The following is a 19,720-nucleotide window of genomic DNA, read 5'->3' as shown; positions in this document are numbered from 1 at the left end:
CTTTGCATCAGGAAGCGACCACCGCGGTTTCCCGCAAGGCCGCCAGCAAGGCCGCAGCTCCTGCGCCGCGGCAATCCACAATTCGTTTGGCGCCCAACTGTCGAGCCATCTCCGCCACCCGCGGGCTGGGTACGAACAAGGGTAGCTCAGACAATTCGGGCCAGGTATCGGCTGCCAGCTCATGCAGCGACAGCAGACCCTGCCCACTGCTGACCACCAGGCCGTTGAGCCGTTCCGAGCGGAGCGTGGCGGCAAGTGTTCCCATGGGGTAATCGGGCAGGTAGCGCCGGTACAGTTCGAGGATATCCACCTGCACCCCGCGCGCACGCAATGTCTCGGCGAGAAACTCGCGGCCACCCTCGCCACGCAGGATCAGCACCTTCGGATCGGGCCGGGCCAGCGCGTGTTCCAACTGCGGCAGCGCCAGCAGCGCCTCGCTGTCGTCACCCCGCTCGGGCCAGCTGACATCCACCCCATAGGCTTCGAGGATTGCCCCGGTGGCGGCACCAACGCTGAACCAGGCTTGACCGAACGGGGGCTGCGGCCAATAGCGGTCGAGCAGCTCCAGGCCCAGCCGGGCAGCCGGTTTGCTGACCACGATGACGGCGCAATAGCGATCCAGCTCGAGGATCGCCGCACGCTGCTCGGCCGTTTCCGGCAACGGCTCGATCGCCAGCAGCGGCAGACTGGCGCTGTGCACACCGGCTTCGGCGAGTGTTGCCGCCAGCGCCTCGCACTCTTCGGCCGGCCGGGTCAGCAGCAGGCGCCAGCCAGTCACGCGTGACCAGCCTCGCCATAGACCGCCTTGAGGATCTGCTCGGCACCCTGGGCCAGCAGCTCCTCGGCGACCTGCACGCCCAACACCTCGGCTTCGGCGGCAGGTGCTCGGCCTTCGGCGCGCAGCAGCACAGTACCGTCCGGCTGGCCGACCAATCCGCGCAACCACAGCTGCTCGCCTTCGAGCACCGCGTAACAGGCGATCGGCACCTGGCAGCCGCCGTTCAGGCGCTTGTTCAGCGCGCGCTCGGCGACCACGCGAGTAGCGGTCGGTGCGTGGTTCAGGCACTCCAGCAGTGCATGCAGTTCGCTGTCGGTGGTACGGCATTCGATGCCAACCGCGCCCTGACCGCCGGCCGGCAAGCTCTCGTCGACGCCGATGCTGGACCGGATGCGCTCACCGAAGCCAAGGCGGATCAGCCCGGCGGCAGCGAGGATGATGGCGTCGTACTCACCTGCATCGAGCTTGGCCAGTCGGGTGTTGACGTTGCCGCGCAGGAACTGGATTTTCAGGTCCGGCCGCCGCGCCAGCAGCTGGGCCTGGCGACGCAGCGACGAGGTGCCGACCACGCTGCCGGGCGGCAGCGCATCGAGGTCGTCGAAGTGATTGGAGACAAAGGCATCACGCGGATCTTCACGCTCGCAGATGCAGTACAGGCCCAGCCCTTCGGGAAATTCCATCGGCACGTCCTTCATGGAGTGCACGGCGATGTCCGCTTCGTTCTCCATCAGTGCCGTTTCCAGTTCCTTGACGAACAGACCCTTGCCGCCAATCTTCGCCAGCGGTGCGTCGAGCAGCTTGTCGCCGCGGCTGACCATCGGCACCAGGCTGACCTTGAGCCCCGGGTGCGACGCCTCCAGGCGCGCCTTGACGTATTCGGCCTGCCACAGGGCCAGGGCACTCTTGCGGGTGGCGATGCGAATTTCGCGAGACATGGACAATTCCAGAACAGTGAATTGCCGGCGATGATAACAGGCCGGACAACCAGCCTGGGTTGGCCGGAATCAAGTAAAGCGCGCTGTCATGCCACCACGCCGGAGCCCGCCAGCCGTATCAGCTGACGGTCACCAACGCAGCGAGCCGTGCTGGCTCAGAGGTTCTGCATCAGCTTGCGCACGCCGGCCACATGACGCCGACTCACAGTCAGCGCCTCGCCGTCGAGCCCCTTGAGGAACAGCTGGAAGTGGCCGAGCGGCGTGCGTTGCAGACGCTCGATCCGATCGCGGAACACCAGCGCGTTGCGATGGATGCGCACGAAGCGCTCGCCGAACTCGTCTTCCAGCGATTTCAAAGGCTCGTCCAGCAGCACCTCGCCACCAACGTGGCGCAGGGTGACGTACTTGTGGTCGGCGATGAAGTAGATCACCTGATCCAGCGGAATCAGCTCGATGCCCTTGCGGGTGCGCGCGCTGATGTGGCTGCGCGGCCCGGCACCGGACACCGCAGCAGGACGGGTCAAGGCAGCGAGCTGAACGCGATTGGGCCGCTCGGCCTTCTTCAGCGCCTCGGACAGGTGCTCCGGGCGCACCGGCTTGACCAGATAGCCAACCGCGCTGACCTGGAAGGCATCCAGGGCGAATTCATCATGGGCAGTACAGAAAATCACCGCTGGCGGCGCATCCGTCTCGCAAAGCTTGGCTGCAACCTGCAGACCATCGAGCCCGGGCATGCGGATATCCAGCAGCACGATATCAGGGCGCAGTTCCTCGATCAGCGTCAGTGCTTCTTCGCCATTGCTGGCAGCAGGCTCGAGGACACGATAGCCGTCGAGGTCACCTACCAGTCGGCTGAGGCGCTCGCGGGCTAGAGGTTCGTCATCGACAATCAGGACATTCATATAGATCTGGCTTCCTGCGTTTGTCTCGCACATGGATAGCGTAGACATGTGTAATGGCGGCCTTCACGGCGCTCCACGCTGAGACTCGCTAGCGGACCGAAAAGTGCCGCTAATCGTGCGTCGATGTTCTGCAAACCCTGCCGCGTACCCCGTGAAGCCTGCGCTTGAGCGGTTTCGTCGAACGGGTTGCTGACCACCAACTGAAACACACCATCGACATATTCAGCGGCTACGCTGACCAACCCGCCGTCGATACGTGGCTGAATGCCATAGACCAGCGCATTCTCCAGCAGCGGCTGCAGCGTCAGCTGCGGAATCGGCAGGTCGTCCGGCACGCTGTCGACCCGCCAGTCCATCTGCAGCCGGTCGCCCAAGCGGTACTGTTCGATCGACAGGTAGCGGCGCGACAGCTCCATTTCGTCACGCCAGGCCACCAGCGTGCCCGGCCGCGCCAGGCTGGCGCGAAACAGGTCGGACAGGTCCAGCACCGCCTGCTCGGCCTTGGCCGGATCGCTGGCCACCAGCGCGGCAATGCTGTTGAGGCTGTTGAACAGGAAGTGCGGACGAATGCGCGCCTGCAGCGATTCGATCCGCGCCCGCAGCTCGGCCTGCTCCTGGCGCCGCCACTGGCTCTGCAGATAGAAATAGCGTAGCAGCAGACCCGACATGATCAGGCTGATCAGCGCGTGGCGCAGGTAGAGATTGACCTCGCCGTCGCGCGAGAGCGGGCCGCCGAGCTGGTAGATGTCCGCCACGGCGGTGCAGGCCAGGGTCAGCCCGACCACCAGCGCGCAGCACGCCAGCCCGGCCAACGCCGCGCGGAGCCGCGCCAACAGCGGACGCAGCAGGCACATGGTGCCGGCGGACAGCAGCACGATCCACTGCACGAACAACGAGGTCAGCGCCAGGCGCATCCAGTCGAATCCCGGCTGCATCGGCTCGGCCAGCACCAGCACGAATACCAGCAGTTCGGCGAGCAGGACGAGGCCGAGCAAGGCCTCGGGCTGGCACAGCTCGGGAACGAAGAAATCATCGGATACGGCAGTGGTTTTCACTCGGATCAGCCTGTGGATCGACCTGCCGGGAGTTTCCTTGCACGCCTCGGTGAGGGCAAGCCAAGCACCCGCCGGCCGAGGCGAAATCGTGCGGATTTGCCAGCCAGCTCACCCTTCCCACGGCTGCGTCCGGTGTGCCCGCCCGCAGCGCCATCCCTGTTATCATCGCCGCCTTTCCTCAGCCTTCGGATTTCAGCGAGCGCATTCATGAGCACCGACAAGACCAATCAGTCCTGGGGCGGCCGTTTCAGCGAGCCCGTCGACGCCTTCGTCGCCCGATTCACCGCCTCCGTCGAGTTCGACAAGCGCCTCTACCGCCACGACATCATGGGCTCCATCGCCCACGCCACCATGCTGGAAAAAGCCGGCGTGCTAAGCGCCGATGAGCGCGAGCAGATCATCACCAACCTCAAGGACATCCAGAGCGAGATCGAGGCCGGCACCTTCGACTGGCGCGTCGACCTGGAAGACGTGCACATGAACATCGAGGCGCGCCTGACCGACCGCATCGGCATCGTCGGCAAGAAGCTGCACACCGGCCGGTCGCGCAACGACCAGGTCGCCACCGACATCCGCCTGTGGCTGCGTGACGAAATCGACCTGATCCTCGGCGAAATCACCCGTCTGCAGCAGGGTCTGCTGGGTCTCGCCGAAGCCGAAGCCGACACCATCATGCCCGGTTTCACCCACCTGCAGACCGCCCAGCCGGTGACCTTCGGCCACCATCTGCTGGCCTGGTTCGAGATGCTCAGCCGCGACTACGAACGCCTGGTCGACTGCCGCAAGCGCACCAACCGCATGCCGCTGGGTTCGGCTGCACTGGCCGGTACCACCTATCCGATCCAGCGGGAAATCACCTGCGAATTGCTGGGTTTCGAAGCGATCTCCGGCAACTCGCTGGATGGCGTTTCCGATCGCGACTTCGCCATCGAATTCTGCGCCGCCGCCTCGCTGGCGATGATGCACCTGTCGCGCTTCTCCGAGGAGCTGGTGCTCTGGACCAGCGCGCAGTTCCAGTTCATTGACCTGCCCGATCGCTTCTGCACCGGCAGCTCGATCATGCCGCAGAAGAAGAACCCGGACGTGCCCGAGCTGGTGCGCGGCAAGACCGGCCGCGTATTTGGCGCGCTGGCCGGCCTGCTGGTGCTGATGAAGGGCCAGCCGCTGGCCTACAACAAGGACAACCAGGAAGACAAGGAACCGCTGTTCGACGCCGCCGACACCCTGCGCGACAGCCTGCGCGCCTTTGCCGACATGGTCCCGGCGATCAAGCCCAAGCGCGAAATCATGCGCGAGGCGGCGTTGCGCGGCTTCTCCACCGCCACGGATCTGGCCGACTACCTGGTGCGCAAGGGCCTGCCCTTCCGCGACTGCCACGAGATCGTCGGCCATGCGGTGAAGTACGGCGTACAGACCGGCAAGGACCTGGCCGAGATGAGCCTCGACGAGCTGCGCCAGTTCAGCGATCAGATCACTGACGACGTGTTCGCCGTGCTGACCCTGGAAGGCTCGGTCAACGCCCGTGACCATATCGGCGGTACGGCGCCTAATCAGGTGCGCGCCGCGGTCAAGCGCGGCCAGGCGCTGCTCGCGTCCCGCTGACCGGAGTCGGCCGACCGCTTGCGGTCGGCTATTCAGCGTGCGGCAGAGCCGGGTTGTCGCGCCGTCTGGCCCTGCAGCTCGGTGGCCGCCGCCGGGCCAATGTGCGGTTCAAGCGGCAGGCGATCACCATCCTCACAAGCCCGCCAACTGGCGCAACAATGCGCTCACCCTCTCCCGTTCAGGAAGATTGAGATGTCCCTCGACATTCGCCCCGCGGTTCGCGAAGACGCCGCACTGATCCTGCGCTTCATCACCGATCTGGCCATCTATGAAAAGGCCGAGCACGAGGTCAAGACCGACGTCGCCGGCATCGAGAACAGCCTGTTCGCCGACGGCAGCAGCGCCCATGGTTTGATCTGCGAGCTGGACGGCGAGCCGATCGGCTACGCGGTGTACTTCTTCAACTACTCGACCTGGCTGGGCAAGCACGGCCTGTATCTGGAAGACCTGTACGTCACCCCGCAGCAGCGCGGCATCGGCGCCGGCAAGGCACTGCTGCGGCATCTGGCCCAACTGGCGGTGGCACGCGACTGCGGGCGCTTCGAGTGGTCGGTGCTGGACTGGAATCAGCCGGCCATCGACTTCTACGAATCCATCGGTGCCCGGCCGCAGAACGAGTGGATCGGCTACCGCCTGACCGGCGACGCACTGTCAGAGTTCGCGGCGGGTTGAGCGATCGTTCGAACTCGTCTGCGTCAGCCGCTGCGCTGTCGCCGCACAAGGCGCGCCTGCCGTTTGCCAACGCCTGGTTCTTCCCGGCTGCCGCGCTCTACGCGGCGCTGATCCTGCCGTATTCGGTACTGGCGCTACTTGGTCTGCTTCCCGCGATGCCCGGGCTCGCCACATCCGCCGGTCACGCCCACGAGATGCTCTTCGGCTTTGCACTCGCGGTGATCGCCGGCTACCTGCTCGGCCCACAGCCACTGCGCTTTACCCTTGCGCTACTCGGCTGCTGGGCATTGGCGCGCCTCGGTTTCCTGCTTTGGCCAGGTTCGTGGCTGGCACTGGCCAGCGCCGGCGTCTTTGCTGCCGGACTTGCCTGGAATGTGTTGCCGCGCTTTCTCGGCGCCGCGAAAAAATGGCGCAACCAGACGGTTGCCCCGGTGGTTGCCGGACTTGGCCTGCTCAGCGCCATCGCCAGCGGCAGCTTTGCAGCTGGCTTCGACCGGCTCATGCTGGAGGAGGCGCTGCTACTGGTCGCCATCCTGATGTTCTTCATGGGCGGACGAATCATCGCGCCAGCCATTGCCGGTAACGCGCAGAGCCAGGGCTGGCGACTGGATGCGCGAGTGCAGCCGCATACCGAAGGCGCCGTGCTGATCCTGCTCGGCATCGCCCTGCTGCTGAATCTCCTGCCCTGGCCGCTCACCCGGCAACTGACCGGCGCCGTACTGGTCGCCGCCGCCCTGCTCACGGCCATCCGCCTGCTGCGCTGGCAACCCTGGCGCTGCGCACGCTCGGACCTCCTGACCCTGCTGCTCGGCTATGCCTGGCTCGCCATTGGCCTGCTATTGCTTGGCCTGGGAACGCTGCTACCGACGCTACCACTGAACGCAACGCTGCACGCTTTGACCGTCGGCGCGCTGAGCAGCCTGACTTTCACGGTGATGGCCCGCACCCGGCTGATCTACCGTTTCCGCGATCCCGCGGCGCAGCCTTGGATACAGCCGGTGGCGCTGCTGATCAGCCTGGCGGCGCTGGCACGGGTGCTGCCCGCCCTATTGAATCAGCCTCAGCAGGGCTGGCTACTGCTCGCCGCCGGCTGCTGGTCGCTGGCCTTTCTGGCGCTGACCCTGCTGCTCTGGCGTTGTCGCGAGGCACACGCGGACAGCCATCGCGGTGAAGCTGGCCGCTGAGTCATCGACCGGAACTCTCGCGCATTAAGCTTGACCTACATGCAACCGCCGGCGACTCCCCCATGTCCGCCGCCGCATTCGCCGAGGCCTGCATGACCGACCTGCGCACCCTGCTGCTGAACCAGGACACCCAGGGCGCCGAGCTTTTCGACTCGCCCAAGGAGCGCCTGATGTTCTACCGCTCCGAAATCCATTTCGAATCCTCCCTGCTGGCCGAGCGCACCAGCGCCTACCTGTCGTCGCAATCGTTCCTGATGATTGCCTTCGCCTCGTCGATGGCCAACAGTAACCCTGAGTGGGGCGAGCTGTTCCGTCTGGTGGTGCCGGCGATTCTCTCGGTGCTCGGCCTCATCACGTCGCTGCACGCGATGCCCGGCATCAAGTCCAATTTCGACGTCATCGAGCGCTGGCATCAGAAACAGTCCGAACTGCTGCAGCTCGAAGGCCGCGTCGGCATGCTGCCGAACAACGAATCGGCGCTGTTCGGCGAAGGCAGCAGCCCGGTCGGCGGGCCTCGCTACAAGCGCACCCTGCTGTTTTCACTGCGCACGCCGATCATCTTCTCGCTGGTCTGGAGCGCATTCGGCCTGCTCTGCCTGGCCCTGAGCCTGATGGACTGACGCGCCGCGGCATTGCTTCACGGGGCAGCCGGTGCTTAGCTGGATGCATCCGTATGGAGAAACCCATGTCCGATCCAGACCGCCCCCGCTATCGCGTCGATGCCGATCGCCAGGCCGCTCAGCGCCGGGTACGCTACGTCGAAACCAACCGCCCGGATGACGGCAGCTGCACGATATGCCAGCTGGACGCAGAAAATCCGGCCCCGCTCGACGAGATACCTGCCATGGCGCAAGACACACCCAGCAACGATGAAGATGAAGCGTTCGCCGAAGAGACCCTGATCCAGGCGATCGAGAACCAGCTTGAAGCCGGTGAGCCCGCGGCCACCCAGGCCACGCTGAACAAGCTGACGCTGGTCGGCTACGAGCGCGACGAATGCCTGCAGATGATGGCGCTGGTCCTCGCCCACGAGATCCGCGCGATGCTCAGCGAAGACCGCCCTTTCGACGGTGCCGCCTACGAGGCCATGCTGCGCAAGCTGCCGGAACTGCCGCAGGCATCCGAATAGGACCTGGATCAAGGCAGGGTCGCCGCCAGCATCTACACTCAGCGGACAGGGCATGAGCCCACCACCCGAGGAGCGAGCATGTCGTACACCCCTGAGTTGGTCGCCGAACTGGAAGTGCTTTGCCAGTTCAATCTGGAAAACCTGCAGGAAGGGCTGAAAGTGCATCACGATGCCAGCCCGTCCACCATCGCCGCTTTCGGCCGCCTCCACGCCAAGGGACTGATCACCCAGAACGATGGTGGCTACCTCACCAGCCTTGGCCGCGATGCCGCTGAACAGGCGCAGACCCTGCTTACCATCCTCTCGGAAACCGCCACGGCCTGACACCGCATTGCCGTTCCGCTTCGCCAGCCCAGGGTACGGATGATGCCGGCCCTGGCCGTTGGTCGCTCACAGCTGGCAAGCTTGCGCCCCGCCTCAAGCCGCACGCCAAGTGGCCGATGAACAGGGGTTAGCCTCGCCTGCACGAACCACCATGACCCGCACCCAGCACATCCACCCGATTCTCGAAGACGGCATCGACCGCAAGGTGCTGGCCACGCTGCGGGCGCGCTTTCTGGCCATCAACAGCGCACGTCTGGAGCGCGCCGCCCAGGCCATGTCGACCCGACAGCAGCAGGTACTCAAGCTGCTGCCGCTGTTGTTTCACGTCAACCATCCGATACTGCCCGGCTACGTCTCGGCAAGCACTCCCGCCGGGCTGGCCCATTTCGAGCCGGATGCCGAGCAACTGGCCGAAGCCCAGCGCCTGAGCCGCTCGTTCGCCTACAAACCGGTGCGCGGCAAGACACTCCAACCCATCCTTGGCCTGTTCCTGATGGGTAGCCTGGGCACCGTCGCGCAGGATGAGCACAGCGATCTGGACGTTTGGGTCTGCCACGATCCGGAGCTGACGACGCAGCAGATCGAGGAACTGCATCGCAAGTGCGAGCTGCTACGCAGCTGGGCCGCGAGCCAGGGCAGCGAGGCGCACTTCTTTCTGGTCGACCCGCAGCGCTTCACCCAGGGCCAGCGCGAAGCCAAGCTGACTTCCGATGACTGCGGCACCACCCAGCATTACCTGTTGCTCGACGAGTTCTACCGCACCGCGCTCTGGCTCGGTGGCCGCACACCACTCTGGTGGCTGGTGCCGGATTACGAAGAGCATCGCTACGCCGAATACGTCGCGACGCTGCTGGCCAAGCGCTTCGTGCGCGCCGACGAAGTGCTCGATCTCGGCCACCTTGGCCAGGTGCCGCCAGGGGAGTTCGTCGGTGCCGGTCTCTGGCAGCTGTACAAGGCCATCGACGCGCCCTACAAGTCGCTGTTCAAGCTTCTGCTGGTCGAGGTCTATGCCAGTCAGTACCCACAATTGCGCTGCCTGGCGCTGGATTTCAAGCAAGCCATCTATCAGGGTCGCCTCGACGCGCTGGACGAACTCGACCCCTACATCGCTGCCTACCAGGCCATCGAACGCTACCTCAGTGAGCGCGGCGACCGTGAGCGCCTGGAGCTGGCCCGACGCTGCCTGTACCTGAAGATCAACCGACCACTGAGCCGGCCACCGGTCAACCGCAGCAAGAGCTGGCAGCGCATCCTGCTGGAACGTTTTACCCGTGACTGGCGTTGGGACGAAAAACAGTTCTCCCTGCTCGACAACCGCAGCCGCTGGAAGGTCCGGCAGGTCAGCCAGGAACGCCGCGCGCTGGTCAACGAGCTGACCTATGGCTACCGCTTTCTCAGTGAGTTCACCCGTCGCCTGCAGGCGACCAGCGCGCTCACCAGCCGCGACCTCGGCGTACTGGGGCGCCGCCTGTACGCCGCCATCGAGCGCAAGGCCGGCAAGGTGGAGGTGATCAACCTCGGCATATCGCCCGACATGAGCGAAGACAGCCTGACGCTCGTCCACGGCTACGATGCCGCAGGCGATGCCCATTGGTCGCTCTACCAGGGGCAGCTCACGGCACCGGAGCTGTCCAATTACGCCCCGCTCAAGCGCGCGCGCGAACTCGTCGCGCTGCTCGCCTGGTGTCATCGCAACGGTGTCGTCGATGCCAGTACCCACCTGTCGCTGTTTCCCGGCGACAGCGGCCTGAGCGAGGCAGAGCTGTTCGCGCTGTTCAGCGACCTGCGCCGCGTACTGCCCCTGCCCCTGCAGCCGGTCAGCGAGGAAGCGCTGCTCGCCGCCTGCCGCCCCAGCCGCGTACTGCTGCTGGTCAATGTTGGGCTGGATCCGATGCAGCTTGCACCGGAGCAGCCGACGATCGCCGAACAGGCCATCCAGAATGCAGCACCGGAAAACCTCGTGCTGAGCATCGATCAGATCACCCTCAACAGCTGGAACGAGCTGATGGTGACCCGCTACGAGGGACCGACAGCCCTGCCACAATGCCTGCGCGACTATGTCGAGCAGACGACACGCGAGACGGAGCCGCAGCTGCAGGTATTCTGCTTCGCCCGCAACCGCGGCCAGGCCATCGGCCGGCGCGTCGAAGAAATATTCCACGATGCGTGCGCCAGCCTCGCCGCCGCCCCGGCTGCCCGCTATCTGCTGCAGGTCCGTCAGCATTTCCACGTGCTGCAGCGTGACCACGACAGCCTGCGCGTGAGCAGCCTGAACGACCGCGACGCGCTGGTTGAACATCTCGCCGAGGCGCACCACGCCTACAGCCCGCTGCAGCTCGATCGCAAGGCGCTGGAGGGTGAGGAACTGGCGCTGATGCTGGCCCAAGGCCGCCCGGGCTGCCTGCAGGTGTTCTACCGTAGCCTGGGCGAAACGGCGGAGCTGAGCGTACTCGACGAATGCAACGCGCTCTGGCAGCAGACGTTGCCTTATCGCGACGAGCGTTCGCTGCTCAAGCCATTGCTGCGCTTTCTCGAATCGATGCTCTATCGGCGCAGGGCGCAGCAGACCGCCACCATGGCGGAGACCACCGATCCGGCAATCCTGATCTACCGCATCCGCCCCGCCAGCACCACGCAACCAGCGCAGCTGGAACGCCGGCCGCTGCCGCAAGGAGAGATCAACGATCCGTTCTATGACGTGCAAGCCATCGTCGATGCGAGCGAGAACGGCCGCTCCCAGGTCACGCTGTACTGCAACCAGCAGGAGTTTTCCGGCCTGGAGTACGGTACAGACCTGTTCGCCGCCGTGGCGCGCACGATCCTCGCGCACCGCCGCGCGGGCGAACGCTACCCCTGTTACATCACCGATCTTGACCTCTCCGGTTTGCACGGAAGCGGCCGTAGCCAGACGGTGCAATACCTGCGTTACAAGTCGCGGCTGGAGGCGGCACTGAACGCGGTGTTGGAACAATAGAGGGAAACTGGCGGGGGCCTCAGCGAACGTCGCGGCGCGAGGTTCTGGCCCGACGAACCAGCAGCAGGGTGCAGTGCTATCGAACGGTTGCTGCTTCAAGAGAGGCAGAGCTGCCGGAAGCTGTTACCAGCCCGGGCGCAGCGGCGGCCGGGCTGATCATTTCGCAAGCGCTGCCCGTCAGAACGGATCGCCGGCCGCTTCGGGCTGATATTCGATGGCCAGCAGGGTGAGCTTGATCATCTTGCCGCCGGGGGCCGGCCAGTCGATGTGCTGGCCGACGCTCATGCCCAGCAGCGCAGTGCCGACAGGAGCGAGCACCGATACGGTGCCTTCCTTGCCGGCATCGTGTGGGTAGACCAGCGTCAGGTGGTAGTCCTTACCACTGCCTTCATCGCGGCAATGCACACGCGAGTTCATGGTCACGACACCGGCAGGCATCTCGCTGCGTTCCACGATCTGCGCCCGCGACAGTTCCTGCTCGAGCGCTTCGGCGGCCGGACCGTAGTCGTCCAGACTGTCGAGCAGCCGCTCGAGGCGCTGCAGATCGAGTTTGGTAAGGATGATCGGCGGTGCACTGGTCATGGGTTCTGGCAAGCTCCTGCGAAAAATAAAACACGAAAAAAGCAAAACCCCGCCCGAAGGCGGGGTTTTGTTGACCTGCGAGAGACACTATCACAGCAGCCCGAATAAGCAAGGCCCCTGCCGACAACCCCCGGAATACGGGGCCTGCGCGGCGCTGGCGTCACAAATCCTCGAACTCCAGCGACTCGCCGCCCTGCTCCAGCGTGACCCGCGAAAGCAACTCACCGAGCCGCTCGCCACTGGCATCGCACAACCACAACTGGCTGCCCTCGTCATAGTCGAAATGAAAGCCACCGGAGCGCGCCGCCACCCACAGCTGGCGCAGCGCAGGCTGACGACTGAGGATCAGCTGGCTGCCATTGTCGAAGCGAACGGTCAGCACACCACCGGAGTTTTCCAGATCGACATCCAGGTTAGTGTCGTCGAATACGTCCTCGACGCTCTCCTGTACGGCATCGACCAGATCGTGATAACGGGCTTCACTCAGGCTCATGCAAGACATCCTCGAATTGTTCTGCGCGCGACGAGGCCGCGCTCAACGGCGGCGAGCTTAGCAGGCCCCGCCCGGATCAAGCGAGCCGGCGGCCAGCAACGCCGCCGTGTGACGTGCTGCTCGCATAGGCAATCTGCCGGGTGCTGGGTATACTCCGGCGATTAGATTTTTCAAGGATTCCAGCCCCCATGAAGCGCCTTCTGCTTCCCTTCATCGCCCTTGCCGTCTTCGCCGCCGCGCTCAGCGGTTGTGGCCAGAAAGGTCCGCTGTACCTGCCGGATGACGAGCAGACCGTCAAAGAACGTTCCAAAGACCGTTTCGAACTCTAAAGGAGGCTGTTCATGGAGGCCTTCTCGTACCGCGACGGTCAACTCTTCGCGGAAGGCGTGGCACTGCCCGCACTCGCGCAACGCTTCGGCACCCCGACCTACGTCTATTCCCGCGCCCACATCGAAGCCCAGTACCGGGCCTATGCCGATGCGCTGGATGGCATGCCGCACCTGGTCTGCTTCGCCGTCAAAGCCAATTCCAACCTGGGCGTGCTGAACGTGCTGGCGCGTCTCGGCGCCGGCTTCGACATCGTTTCGCGCGGGGAACTCGAGCGCGTACTGGCGGCCGGTGGCGAGCCGGGTCGCATCGTCTTCTCCGGCGTCGGCAAGACCCGCGACGACATGCGCCGCGCGCTGGAAGTCGGCGTGCACTGCTTCAACGTCGAATCCACCGACGAACTGGAGCGCCTGCAGCACGTTGCCGCCGAGCTGGGCATGAAGGCGCCGGTGTCGCTGCGGGTCAATCCGGACGTGGATGCCGGTACCCATCCATATATCTCCACCGGTCTGAAAGAGAACAAGTTCGGCATCGATATCGACAACGCCGAGGCGGTCTACGCCCGGGCCGCCGAGCTGCCGAACCTGGACGTGGTCGGCGTCGACTGCCACATCGGTTCGCAGCTGACCAGCCTGCCGCCCTTCCTCGATGCCCTCGACCGCCTGCTGGCGCTGGTCGATCGGCTCGCCACCCGCGGCATCCAGATCCGTCACCTCGACCTCGGTGGCGGGCTTGGCGTACGTTATCGCGACGAGCAGCCGCCGCTGGCCGGCGACTACATCCAGGCCGTGCGCCAGCGCATCGAAGGCCGCGGGCTGGCACTGGTGTTCGAGCCGGGCCGTTCCATCGTCGCCAACGCCGGCGTGCTGCTGACCCGCGTGGAATATCTCAAGCACACCGCGCACAAGGACTTTGCCATCGTCGATGCGGCGATGAACGACCTGATCCGCCCAGCGCTGTACCAGGCCTGGATGAACGTGGTCGCGGTGCAACCGCACGAAGGCGATACCCGTCGCTACGACATCGTCGGGCCGATCTGCGAGACCGGCGATTTCCTCGCCAAGGATCGCGAGCTGGCGCTGGTCGAAGGCGATCTGCTGGCGGTGTGTTCGGCCGGCGCCTACGGCTTTGTCATGAGCTCCAACTACAACACCCGCGGCCGCGCCGCCGAGGTGCTGGTGGATGGTGACCAGGCCTTCGAAGTGCGCCGTCGCGAGAGCGTTCAGGAGCTGTACGCCGGCGAAAGCCTGCTGCCCACTTGAGGCCAAGATCATGCTTCTGCGCTTTACCAAGATGCACGGTCTGGGCAACGATTTCATGGTCATCGACCTGGTCAGCCAGCACGCGCACATCCAGCCCAAGCACGCCAAGCAGTGGGGCGACCGCCACACCGGTGTCGGCTTCGATCAGCTGCTGATCGTCGAGCCGCCGCAGAATCCGGACGTGGATTTTCGCTATCGCATCTTCAATTCCGACGGTTCGGAAGTGGAGCAGTGCGGCAACGGCGCGCGCTGCTTCGCCCGCTTCGTGGTCGACAAGCGCCTGACCGTCAAGCGCAAGATCAAGGTCGAAACCAAGGGCGGCATCATCGAGCTGGATATCCGCCCCGATGGGCAGATCCGCGTCGACATGGGCCCGCCGCGACTGGTGCCGGCCGAAATTCCGTTCCAGGCCGAGCAGGAAGCGCTGAGCTATCCGCTCGACGTCGATGGCCAGCGCGTAGAGCTGGCCGCCGTATCCATGGGCAACCCCCATGCGGTGCTGCGCGTCGACAGCGTCGAGCAGGCGCCGGTGCATGAGCTGGGGCCGAAGATCGAACATCACCCGCGCTTTCCGCAGCGGGTCAATGTCGGCTTCCTGCAGGTGATCGACCGCCGCCATGCGCGGCTGCGCGTCTGGGAACGCGGCGCCGGCGAGACCCAGGCCTGCGGCACCGGTGCCTGCGCGGCTGCGGTCGCGGCGATTCGCCAGGGCTGGATGGACTCGCCGGTGCAGATCGAGCTGCCGGGTGGCCGTCTGTCCATCGAATGGGCAGGTCCGGGGCAGCCGGTTATGATGACCGGCCCCGCCGTTCGTGTATTTGAAGGACAGGTTCGCCTATGACCGACCAGACTCAGGGCAGCACCCCGCTACCCGACGCCGAAGCCGTCGCCGCCTACCTGCGCGCCCATCCGGAATTCTTCGTCGATCACGACGAGCTGATCCCCGAGCTGCGCATTCCCCATCAGCCGGGCACCGCGGTGTCGCTGGTGGAGCGCCAGGTCAAGCTGCTGCGCGAGCGCAACATCGAGATGCGCCATCGACTGTCGCAGTTGATGGACGTCGCGCGTGACAACGACCGCCTGTTCGACAAGACCCGCCGCCTGGTGCTCGACCTGCTCGACGCCGGTAGCCTGGAAGAAGTGGTCAGCGCGGTGGAAGACAGCCTGCGCCACGAGTTCCAGGTGCCCTACGTCAGCCTCATCCTGTTCAGCGACGCGGCACTGCCGGTGGGCCGCTGCGTCAGCACCGGCGAGGCGCAGCAGAGCATCGGCGGCCTGCTCGACGGCGGCAAGACCATCTGCGGCGTGCTGCGTCCGCACGAGCTGAGCTTCCTTTTCGGCGAAGATGGCGGCAGCGTCGGCTCCGCCGCGGTGGTCAGCCTGAACAATCAGCAGGGCGTGCTGGCCATCGGCAGCCCGGACCCGCAGCACTACAAGAGCTCGCTGGGCACGCTGTTTCTCGGCTATATCGCCGAAGTGTTGACCCGGGTGCTGCCGCGCTTCGGCACCCCTCTGCGTTCGGTACGCTGACGCTTGTAGCTGCGGCAACGCATCGGCGCGGCCGTACGTGCATATGTGGAGCCCAGTGTGACGCTTGAAACTGCCCTTGATGCCTACTTCGAACATCTGCGCAGCGCCCGGCAGCTCTCGGCCCACTCGCTGGAGGGCTACCGGCGCGACCTGAACAAGCTGCTGGCGTACTGCGAACGCGAGCAGATCCTCGATTGGTCCGCCCTGCAGAGCCGGCACCTTCGCCAGCTGGTGGGCGAACTGCATCGCCAGGGTCAATCCAGCCGCAGCCTCGCACGCCTCCTGTCATCGGTACGCGGGCTGTATCGCTACCTCAATCAGGAGCGACTCTGCGAACACGACCCGGCCACCGGGCTGTCCGCACCGAAAGGCGAACGCCGGCTGCCGCGCCTGCTGGATACCGATCGCGCCATGCAGCTGCTCGATGGCGGCGTCGAGGACGATTTCATCGCGCGGCGCGATCAGGCGATGCTGGAGCTGTTCTATTCCTCCGGCCTGCGCCTGTCCGAGCTGGTCGGCTTGAATCTTGAGCAGCTGGACCTGCCCGCAGGGCTGGTACGCGTGCTCGGCAAAGGCAACAAGGCACGTGAGCTGCCGGTCGGAAGCAAGGCCCGCGAGGCGCTGCAGGCCTGGCTGCCCCTACGGGCGCTGGCCAACCCAAGCGACAGCGCAGTATTCATCGGCCAACAGGGCCGGCGTCTCGGCGCCCGTGCGGTGCAGATGCGGGTGCGCCAGGCAGGGGTGCGCGAACTTGGCCAGCACTTGCATCCGCACATGCTGCGTCACAGCTTCGCCAGCCACATGCTGGAGTCTTCTCAGGATCTGCGCTCGGTCCAGGAGTTGCTCGGCCACGCCGACATCGGCACCACGCAGATCTATACCCACCTGGACTTTCAGCACCTGGCCAAGGTCTATGACCAGGCGCATCCGCGCGCCAAGCGCAAGCAGGATTCCGACACATGAGCATTCGCCTGATCACTTTCGACCTGGACGACACGTTCTGGGAAACCAAACCGGCCATCCAGAGCGCGGAAACCGTGCTGCGCGACTGGCTGGCCAAGCACGCGCCGCGCCTGGGCGAGTTTCCCGTCGAGGCGCTGGGTGCGATCCGGCGCATGCTGGTCGAGCGTGAGCCGACGCTGCGTCATCGTGTCAGCGAACTGCGCCGGCGCATCCTGCAGCACGCGCTGGGTGATGCAGGCTACCCTCGTGAGGAAGCGGACGAACTGGCCGAGCGGGCTTTTCAGGTGTTTCTCGATGCGCGCCACGAGGTCGAGATTTTCCCGGACGTGCAGCCCACGCTGGAGTTTCTGGCCAATCACTACACCCTTGGCGTGATCACCAACGGCAACGCCGACGTGCGCCGTCTGGGCCTGGCCGACTATTTCCAGTTCACCCTCTGTGCCGAGGATCTCGGCATCGGCAAGCCCGACCCGCACCCGTTCCGACAAGCCCTGCGGCTGGGCGGCGCCCTCCCCGAGCAGGCGGTACATATCGGCGATCATGCCGAGGACGACATCGCCGGAGCACAACAGGCGGGACTGCGCGCGGTCTGGTTCAATCCCGGACAAATCGCCTGGACGCAGGATTACCAGCCCGACGCGCAGATCCGCAGCCTCGCCGAGCTGCCCAAGCTGCTGCTCGACTGGCGCGGCAACTGAGCCAGAGACAAGCTGCTGCTGAATACGAACAAGCCCGCACATGGCGGGCTTGTTCGTATGTAAATGGTGCTCAGATGGGACGGCTGCCGTACTTGCTGTCCGGCTTCTTCGGCGGGTCGGCGACTACGTTGGGCTCGACTTCCTGAACGCGACCACCACGTGCCAGGAACTCCTCCATGGCCCGTGCCAGCGCCTCACGCTCCTTCTGCTTGGCTTCCAGACTCGGCAACTCGTCAGGCTCGGCAGCCTTGGCCTTTTTCTTGGCCGGCGTGGCGCGCTCGCTGTCGGTGCCTTCGTCGTCGAGGTTGTCGTCGCCGTCGTCGGCCGCGTTCAGCTCCTCGCCTTCCTCCTCGTCGCTCACGTCCAGATCGTCTTGTTCTAGTTCTTCGTCGCTCATGTTCTACCTCATGGCTTTGCCAAAGCGGAGTAAGTTATAGCCCAGCGATGCGGAATGACCGACACCGCCAAAAAAAATTCAACTTGCCGTCCCGTGCAGCGTTGCGACTATCAGCCGCGCGCCACCCTGGTCGCGGTGTTCCCCGAGATAGATGCCCTGCCAGGTCCCCAGCGCCAAGCGCCCCGTGCTCACTGGCAGGCTCAGTTGGCAACCGAGCAGGCTGGCCTTGAAGTGCGCCGGCAGATCGTCCGGCCCTTCGTAGTCATGCTCGTAACCCTCTTCGCCCTGCGGCACCAGACGATTGAAGAAGCGTTCGAAGTCGCGCCGTACCGCCGCATCGGCATTCTCGTTGATCGTCAGCGAGGCCGAGGTATGCCGCAGCCACAGGTGTAACAGACCGACCTGGCATCGACGCAGTTCCGGCAGCGCGCCGAGCACCTCGTCGGTGATCAGATGAAAACCGCGCGGCCGGGCGCGAAGGGTGATCAGGGTCTGTTGCCACATGTTCGAAGACTCATGTTCAACGACGGGTCGCGCGCATTCTAGCGTGGCGCCGAAAAAAACAAAGGGCGCCAAAAGGCGCCCTTGTCATGACCCTTTGAGTCGTTACTGACGTGTGAACTCCGGATAGGCTTCCAGACCGCATTCGACCACGTCCACGCCCTCGTACTCTTCTTCCTCGCTGACGCGCAGGCCCATCACCGCCTTGATGATGCCCCAGACGATCAAGCTGGCGATGAACACCCAGAGGAAGATCGAGACCAGACCCAGCAGCTGGGCACCGAAGGTGGCATCGGCGTTGGTCAGCGGTACGGCCAGCAGGCCCCACATGCCGGCAACACCGTGCACGGAGATGGCACCGACCGGGTCATCGAGCTTGAGCTTGTCCAGCGCGAGAATGCTGAACACCACCAGCACGCCGCCCACGCCACCGATCAGCGTCGCCTGCAGGGCGCTCGGGGTCAGCGGCTCGGCGGTGATCGCCACCAGACCGGCCAGCGCACCGTTGAGCACCATGGTCAGGTCGGATTTGCCGAACAGCAGGCGCGCAGTGATCAGCGCGGCGATGAGGCCGCCAGCGGCGCCCATGTTGGTGTTGACGAAGACCTGGGCAACCGCGTTGGCATCTTCGATGGTGCTCATTTTCAGCTGCGAGCCACCGTTGAAGCCGAACCAGCCCATCCACAGGATGAAGGCGCCGAGGGTCGCCAGCGGCAGGTTGGCACCGGGAATGGCGTTGATCTGGCCGTTCGGGCCGTACTTGCCCTTGCGTGGACCAAGCAGCAGGACACCGGCCAGCGCCGCGGCCGCACCGGCCATGTGCACGATGCCGGAGCCGGCGAAGTCGAGGAAGCCGGCGGCATCCAGGAAACCACCGCCCCACTTCCAGAAGCCCTGAACCGGATAGATGAAGCCGGTCATCACCACCGCGAAGGCGATGAACGCCCACAGCTTCATACGCTCGGCCACCGCACCGGAAACCACCGACATACAGGTCGCGGCGAACACGATCTGGAAGAAGAAGTCGGCACGCGCGGAGTAGTAAGGCGCGTCCTCACCACCGGCGGCGACCACATCGACCGCATGCTCGTCACCGATCAGGAAGCCCAGGCTCGGCAGGATGCCGCCTTCCGGGCTGGAGTACATGATGTAGTAGCCGACCAGCAGGTACATGATCGACGCCAGCGCGTAGAGCACGATGTTCTTGGTGAGGATCTCAGCGGTGTTCTTGGCCCGGACCAGACCGGCTTCGAGCATGGCGAAACCCGCCGCCATCCACATCACCAGCGCTCCGCAGATCACGAAGTAGAAGGTATCGAGTCCGTACTGGACGGGTATCAATGCAGTGCTATCCATGTGTCACCTCTTGCTGTCGCGCTTTGTGCGCTGTTCGGTCCGCTGGCCACCGCATG

General features: G+C 65.0%; 22 protein-coding genes. 13 read left to right on the top strand and 9 right to left on the bottom strand.

Translation table 11 applies throughout. The features are described 5' to 3' along the window. Positions 1 to 7: 7 nt before the first annotated feature. The 4 genes from OUY36_RS03045 to OUY36_RS03030 all read right to left on the bottom strand — a co-directional run bounded on the left by OUY36_RS03045 (position 8) and on the right by OUY36_RS03030 (position 3,670). Complete coding sequence (locus OUY36_RS03045; protein WP_267932032.1) at positions 8 to 778, bottom strand: uroporphyrinogen-III synthase; 771 nt, start codon at positions 776 to 778, stop codon at positions 8 to 10. Next, on the bottom strand, positions 775 to 1,713 hold the full coding sequence (gene hemC, locus OUY36_RS03040) for a hydroxymethylbilane synthase (protein ID WP_267932031.1): 939 nt from the start codon (positions 1,711 to 1,713) through the stop codon (positions 775 to 777). The genes OUY36_RS03045 and hemC overlap by 4 nt, the downstream gene beginning before the upstream one ends. 155 nt (positions 1,714 to 1,868) lie before the next feature. Further along, positions 1,869 to 2,615, bottom strand: coding sequence for a LytR/AlgR family response regulator transcription factor (locus OUY36_RS03035; protein ID WP_102839563.1), 747 nt, complete (start codon positions 2,613 to 2,615; stop codon positions 1,869 to 1,871). Continuing rightward, entirely contained in the window at positions 2,612 to 3,670 is a 1,059-nt protein-coding gene (locus tag OUY36_RS03030; protein ID WP_267932030.1) for a sensor histidine kinase, read from the bottom strand. Before OUY36_RS03030 ends, OUY36_RS03035 begins: the two co-directional genes overlap by 4 nt. 207 nt (positions 3,671 to 3,877) lie before the next feature. On the opposite strand from OUY36_RS03030, the gene argH reads away from it, so the two are divergent. The 7 genes from argH to OUY36_RS02995 all read left to right on the top strand — a co-directional run bounded on the left by argH (position 3,878) and on the right by OUY36_RS02995 (position 11,555). After that, entirely contained in the window at positions 3,878 to 5,272 is a 1,395-nt protein-coding gene (gene argH / locus OUY36_RS03025; protein ID WP_267932029.1) for an argininosuccinate lyase, read from the top strand. A 192-nt stretch (positions 5,273 to 5,464) separates the two neighbouring features. Then, the gene (locus OUY36_RS03020; protein WP_267936734.1) at positions 5,465 to 5,944 is read left to right on the top strand and encodes a GNAT family N-acetyltransferase; all 480 of its coding nucleotides are present in this window, start codon (positions 5,465 to 5,467) and stop codon (positions 5,942 to 5,944) included. 35 nt (positions 5,945 to 5,979) lie between these two features. Further along, complete coding sequence (locus tag OUY36_RS03015; protein WP_267938269.1) at positions 5,980 to 7,128, top strand: NnrS family protein; 1,149 nt, start codon at positions 5,980 to 5,982, stop codon at positions 7,126 to 7,128. A 92-nt stretch (positions 7,129 to 7,220) separates the two neighbouring features. Next, positions 7,221 to 7,748, top strand: coding sequence for a hypothetical protein (locus OUY36_RS03010; RefSeq protein ID WP_200601110.1), 528 nt, complete (start codon positions 7,221 to 7,223; stop codon positions 7,746 to 7,748). A 65-nt stretch (positions 7,749 to 7,813) separates the two neighbouring features. Next, positions 7,814 to 8,257, top strand: a complete 444-nt coding sequence (locus tag OUY36_RS03005; RefSeq protein WP_102839558.1) for a hypothetical protein — start codon at positions 7,814 to 7,816, stop codon at positions 8,255 to 8,257. Positions 8,258 to 8,335: 78 nt separating this feature from the next. Then, positions 8,336 to 8,581, top strand: a complete 246-nt coding sequence (locus OUY36_RS03000) for a TIGR02647 family protein (RefSeq protein ID WP_063539585.1) — start codon at positions 8,336 to 8,338, stop codon at positions 8,579 to 8,581. 151 nt (positions 8,582 to 8,732) lie between these two features. After that, the gene (locus tag OUY36_RS02995) at positions 8,733 to 11,555 is read left to right on the top strand and encodes a class I adenylate cyclase (protein WP_267936731.1); all 2,823 of its coding nucleotides are present in this window, start codon (positions 8,733 to 8,735) and stop codon (positions 11,553 to 11,555) included. A gap of 177 nt (positions 11,556 to 11,732) precedes the next feature. Here the strand turns inward: OUY36_RS02995 and rnk are convergent, their stop codons facing one another. Then, positions 11,733 to 12,137 (bottom strand): nucleoside diphosphate kinase regulator, encoded by a 405-nt coding sequence (rnk, locus tag OUY36_RS02990; RefSeq protein WP_020306712.1) that lies wholly within the window; start codon positions 12,135 to 12,137, stop codon positions 11,733 to 11,735. Positions 12,138 to 12,297: 160 nt separating this feature from the next. Continuing rightward, positions 12,298 to 12,630: an iron donor protein CyaY gene (gene cyaY, locus OUY36_RS02985; protein ID WP_020306713.1), complete on the bottom strand. Its 333-nt coding sequence runs from the start codon at positions 12,628 to 12,630 to the stop codon at positions 12,298 to 12,300. 188 nt (positions 12,631 to 12,818) lie between these two features. Between cyaY and lptM the strand changes: the two genes are divergently transcribed. Genes lptM through OUY36_RS02955 form a run of 6 tightly spaced genes read left to right on the top strand, consistent with a single transcriptional unit; the run spans position 12,819 to position 17,410 of the window. Further along, positions 12,819 to 12,959, top strand: coding sequence for an LPS translocon maturation chaperone LptM (lptM, locus tag OUY36_RS02980; protein ID WP_003283423.1), 141 nt, complete (start codon positions 12,819 to 12,821; stop codon positions 12,957 to 12,959). A gap of 12 nt (positions 12,960 to 12,971) precedes the next feature. After that, positions 12,972 to 14,219: a diaminopimelate decarboxylase gene (lysA, locus tag OUY36_RS02975; protein ID WP_267936728.1), complete on the top strand. Its 1,248-nt coding sequence runs from the start codon at positions 12,972 to 12,974 to the stop codon at positions 14,217 to 14,219. A 10-nt stretch (positions 14,220 to 14,229) separates the two neighbouring features. Next, positions 14,230 to 15,060, top strand: coding sequence for a diaminopimelate epimerase (gene dapF, locus OUY36_RS02970; RefSeq protein WP_267936726.1), 831 nt, complete (start codon positions 14,230 to 14,232; stop codon positions 15,058 to 15,060). Beyond that, positions 15,057 to 15,749: a DUF484 family protein gene (locus tag OUY36_RS02965; protein ID WP_267936724.1), complete on the top strand. Its 693-nt coding sequence runs from the start codon at positions 15,057 to 15,059 to the stop codon at positions 15,747 to 15,749. Before dapF ends, OUY36_RS02965 begins: the two co-directional genes overlap by 4 nt. A 57-nt stretch (positions 15,750 to 15,806) precedes the next feature. Next, positions 15,807 to 16,712: a tyrosine recombinase XerC gene (gene xerC, locus OUY36_RS02960; RefSeq protein ID WP_267932016.1), complete on the top strand. Its 906-nt coding sequence runs from the start codon at positions 15,807 to 15,809 to the stop codon at positions 16,710 to 16,712. Further along, complete coding sequence (locus OUY36_RS02955) at positions 16,709 to 17,410, top strand: HAD family hydrolase (RefSeq protein ID WP_230726110.1); 702 nt, start codon at positions 16,709 to 16,711, stop codon at positions 17,408 to 17,410. Before xerC ends, OUY36_RS02955 begins: the two co-directional genes overlap by 4 nt. Before the next feature lie 70 nt (positions 17,411 to 17,480). Here OUY36_RS02955 and sutA read toward each other — a convergent pair whose 3' ends face one another. From sutA to OUY36_RS02940, 3 genes are all read right to left on the bottom strand, one after another. Then, positions 17,481 to 17,807: a transcriptional regulator SutA gene (gene sutA, locus OUY36_RS02950; protein WP_125868765.1), complete on the bottom strand. Its 327-nt coding sequence runs from the start codon at positions 17,805 to 17,807 to the stop codon at positions 17,481 to 17,483. Between the two features lie 78 nt (positions 17,808 to 17,885). Beyond that, positions 17,886 to 18,311 (bottom strand): secondary thiamine-phosphate synthase enzyme YjbQ, encoded by a 426-nt coding sequence (locus OUY36_RS02945; protein ID WP_230726111.1) that lies wholly within the window; start codon positions 18,309 to 18,311, stop codon positions 17,886 to 17,888. 102 nt (positions 18,312 to 18,413) lie between these two features. Continuing rightward, positions 18,414 to 19,664, bottom strand: coding sequence for an ammonium transporter (locus tag OUY36_RS02940; protein WP_063539578.1), 1,251 nt, complete (start codon positions 19,662 to 19,664; stop codon positions 18,414 to 18,416). Between the last annotated feature and the right edge of the window lie 56 nt (positions 19,665 to 19,720).

Source organism: Stutzerimonas sp. R40042 (assembly GCF_026642215.1).
GTDB lineage: Bacteria > Pseudomonadota > Gammaproteobacteria > Pseudomonadales > Pseudomonadaceae > Stutzerimonas > Stutzerimonas frequens.
The sequence above is the reverse complement of the archived record's forward strand: the minus strand, read 5'-3'. Positions and strand labels throughout refer to the sequence as shown.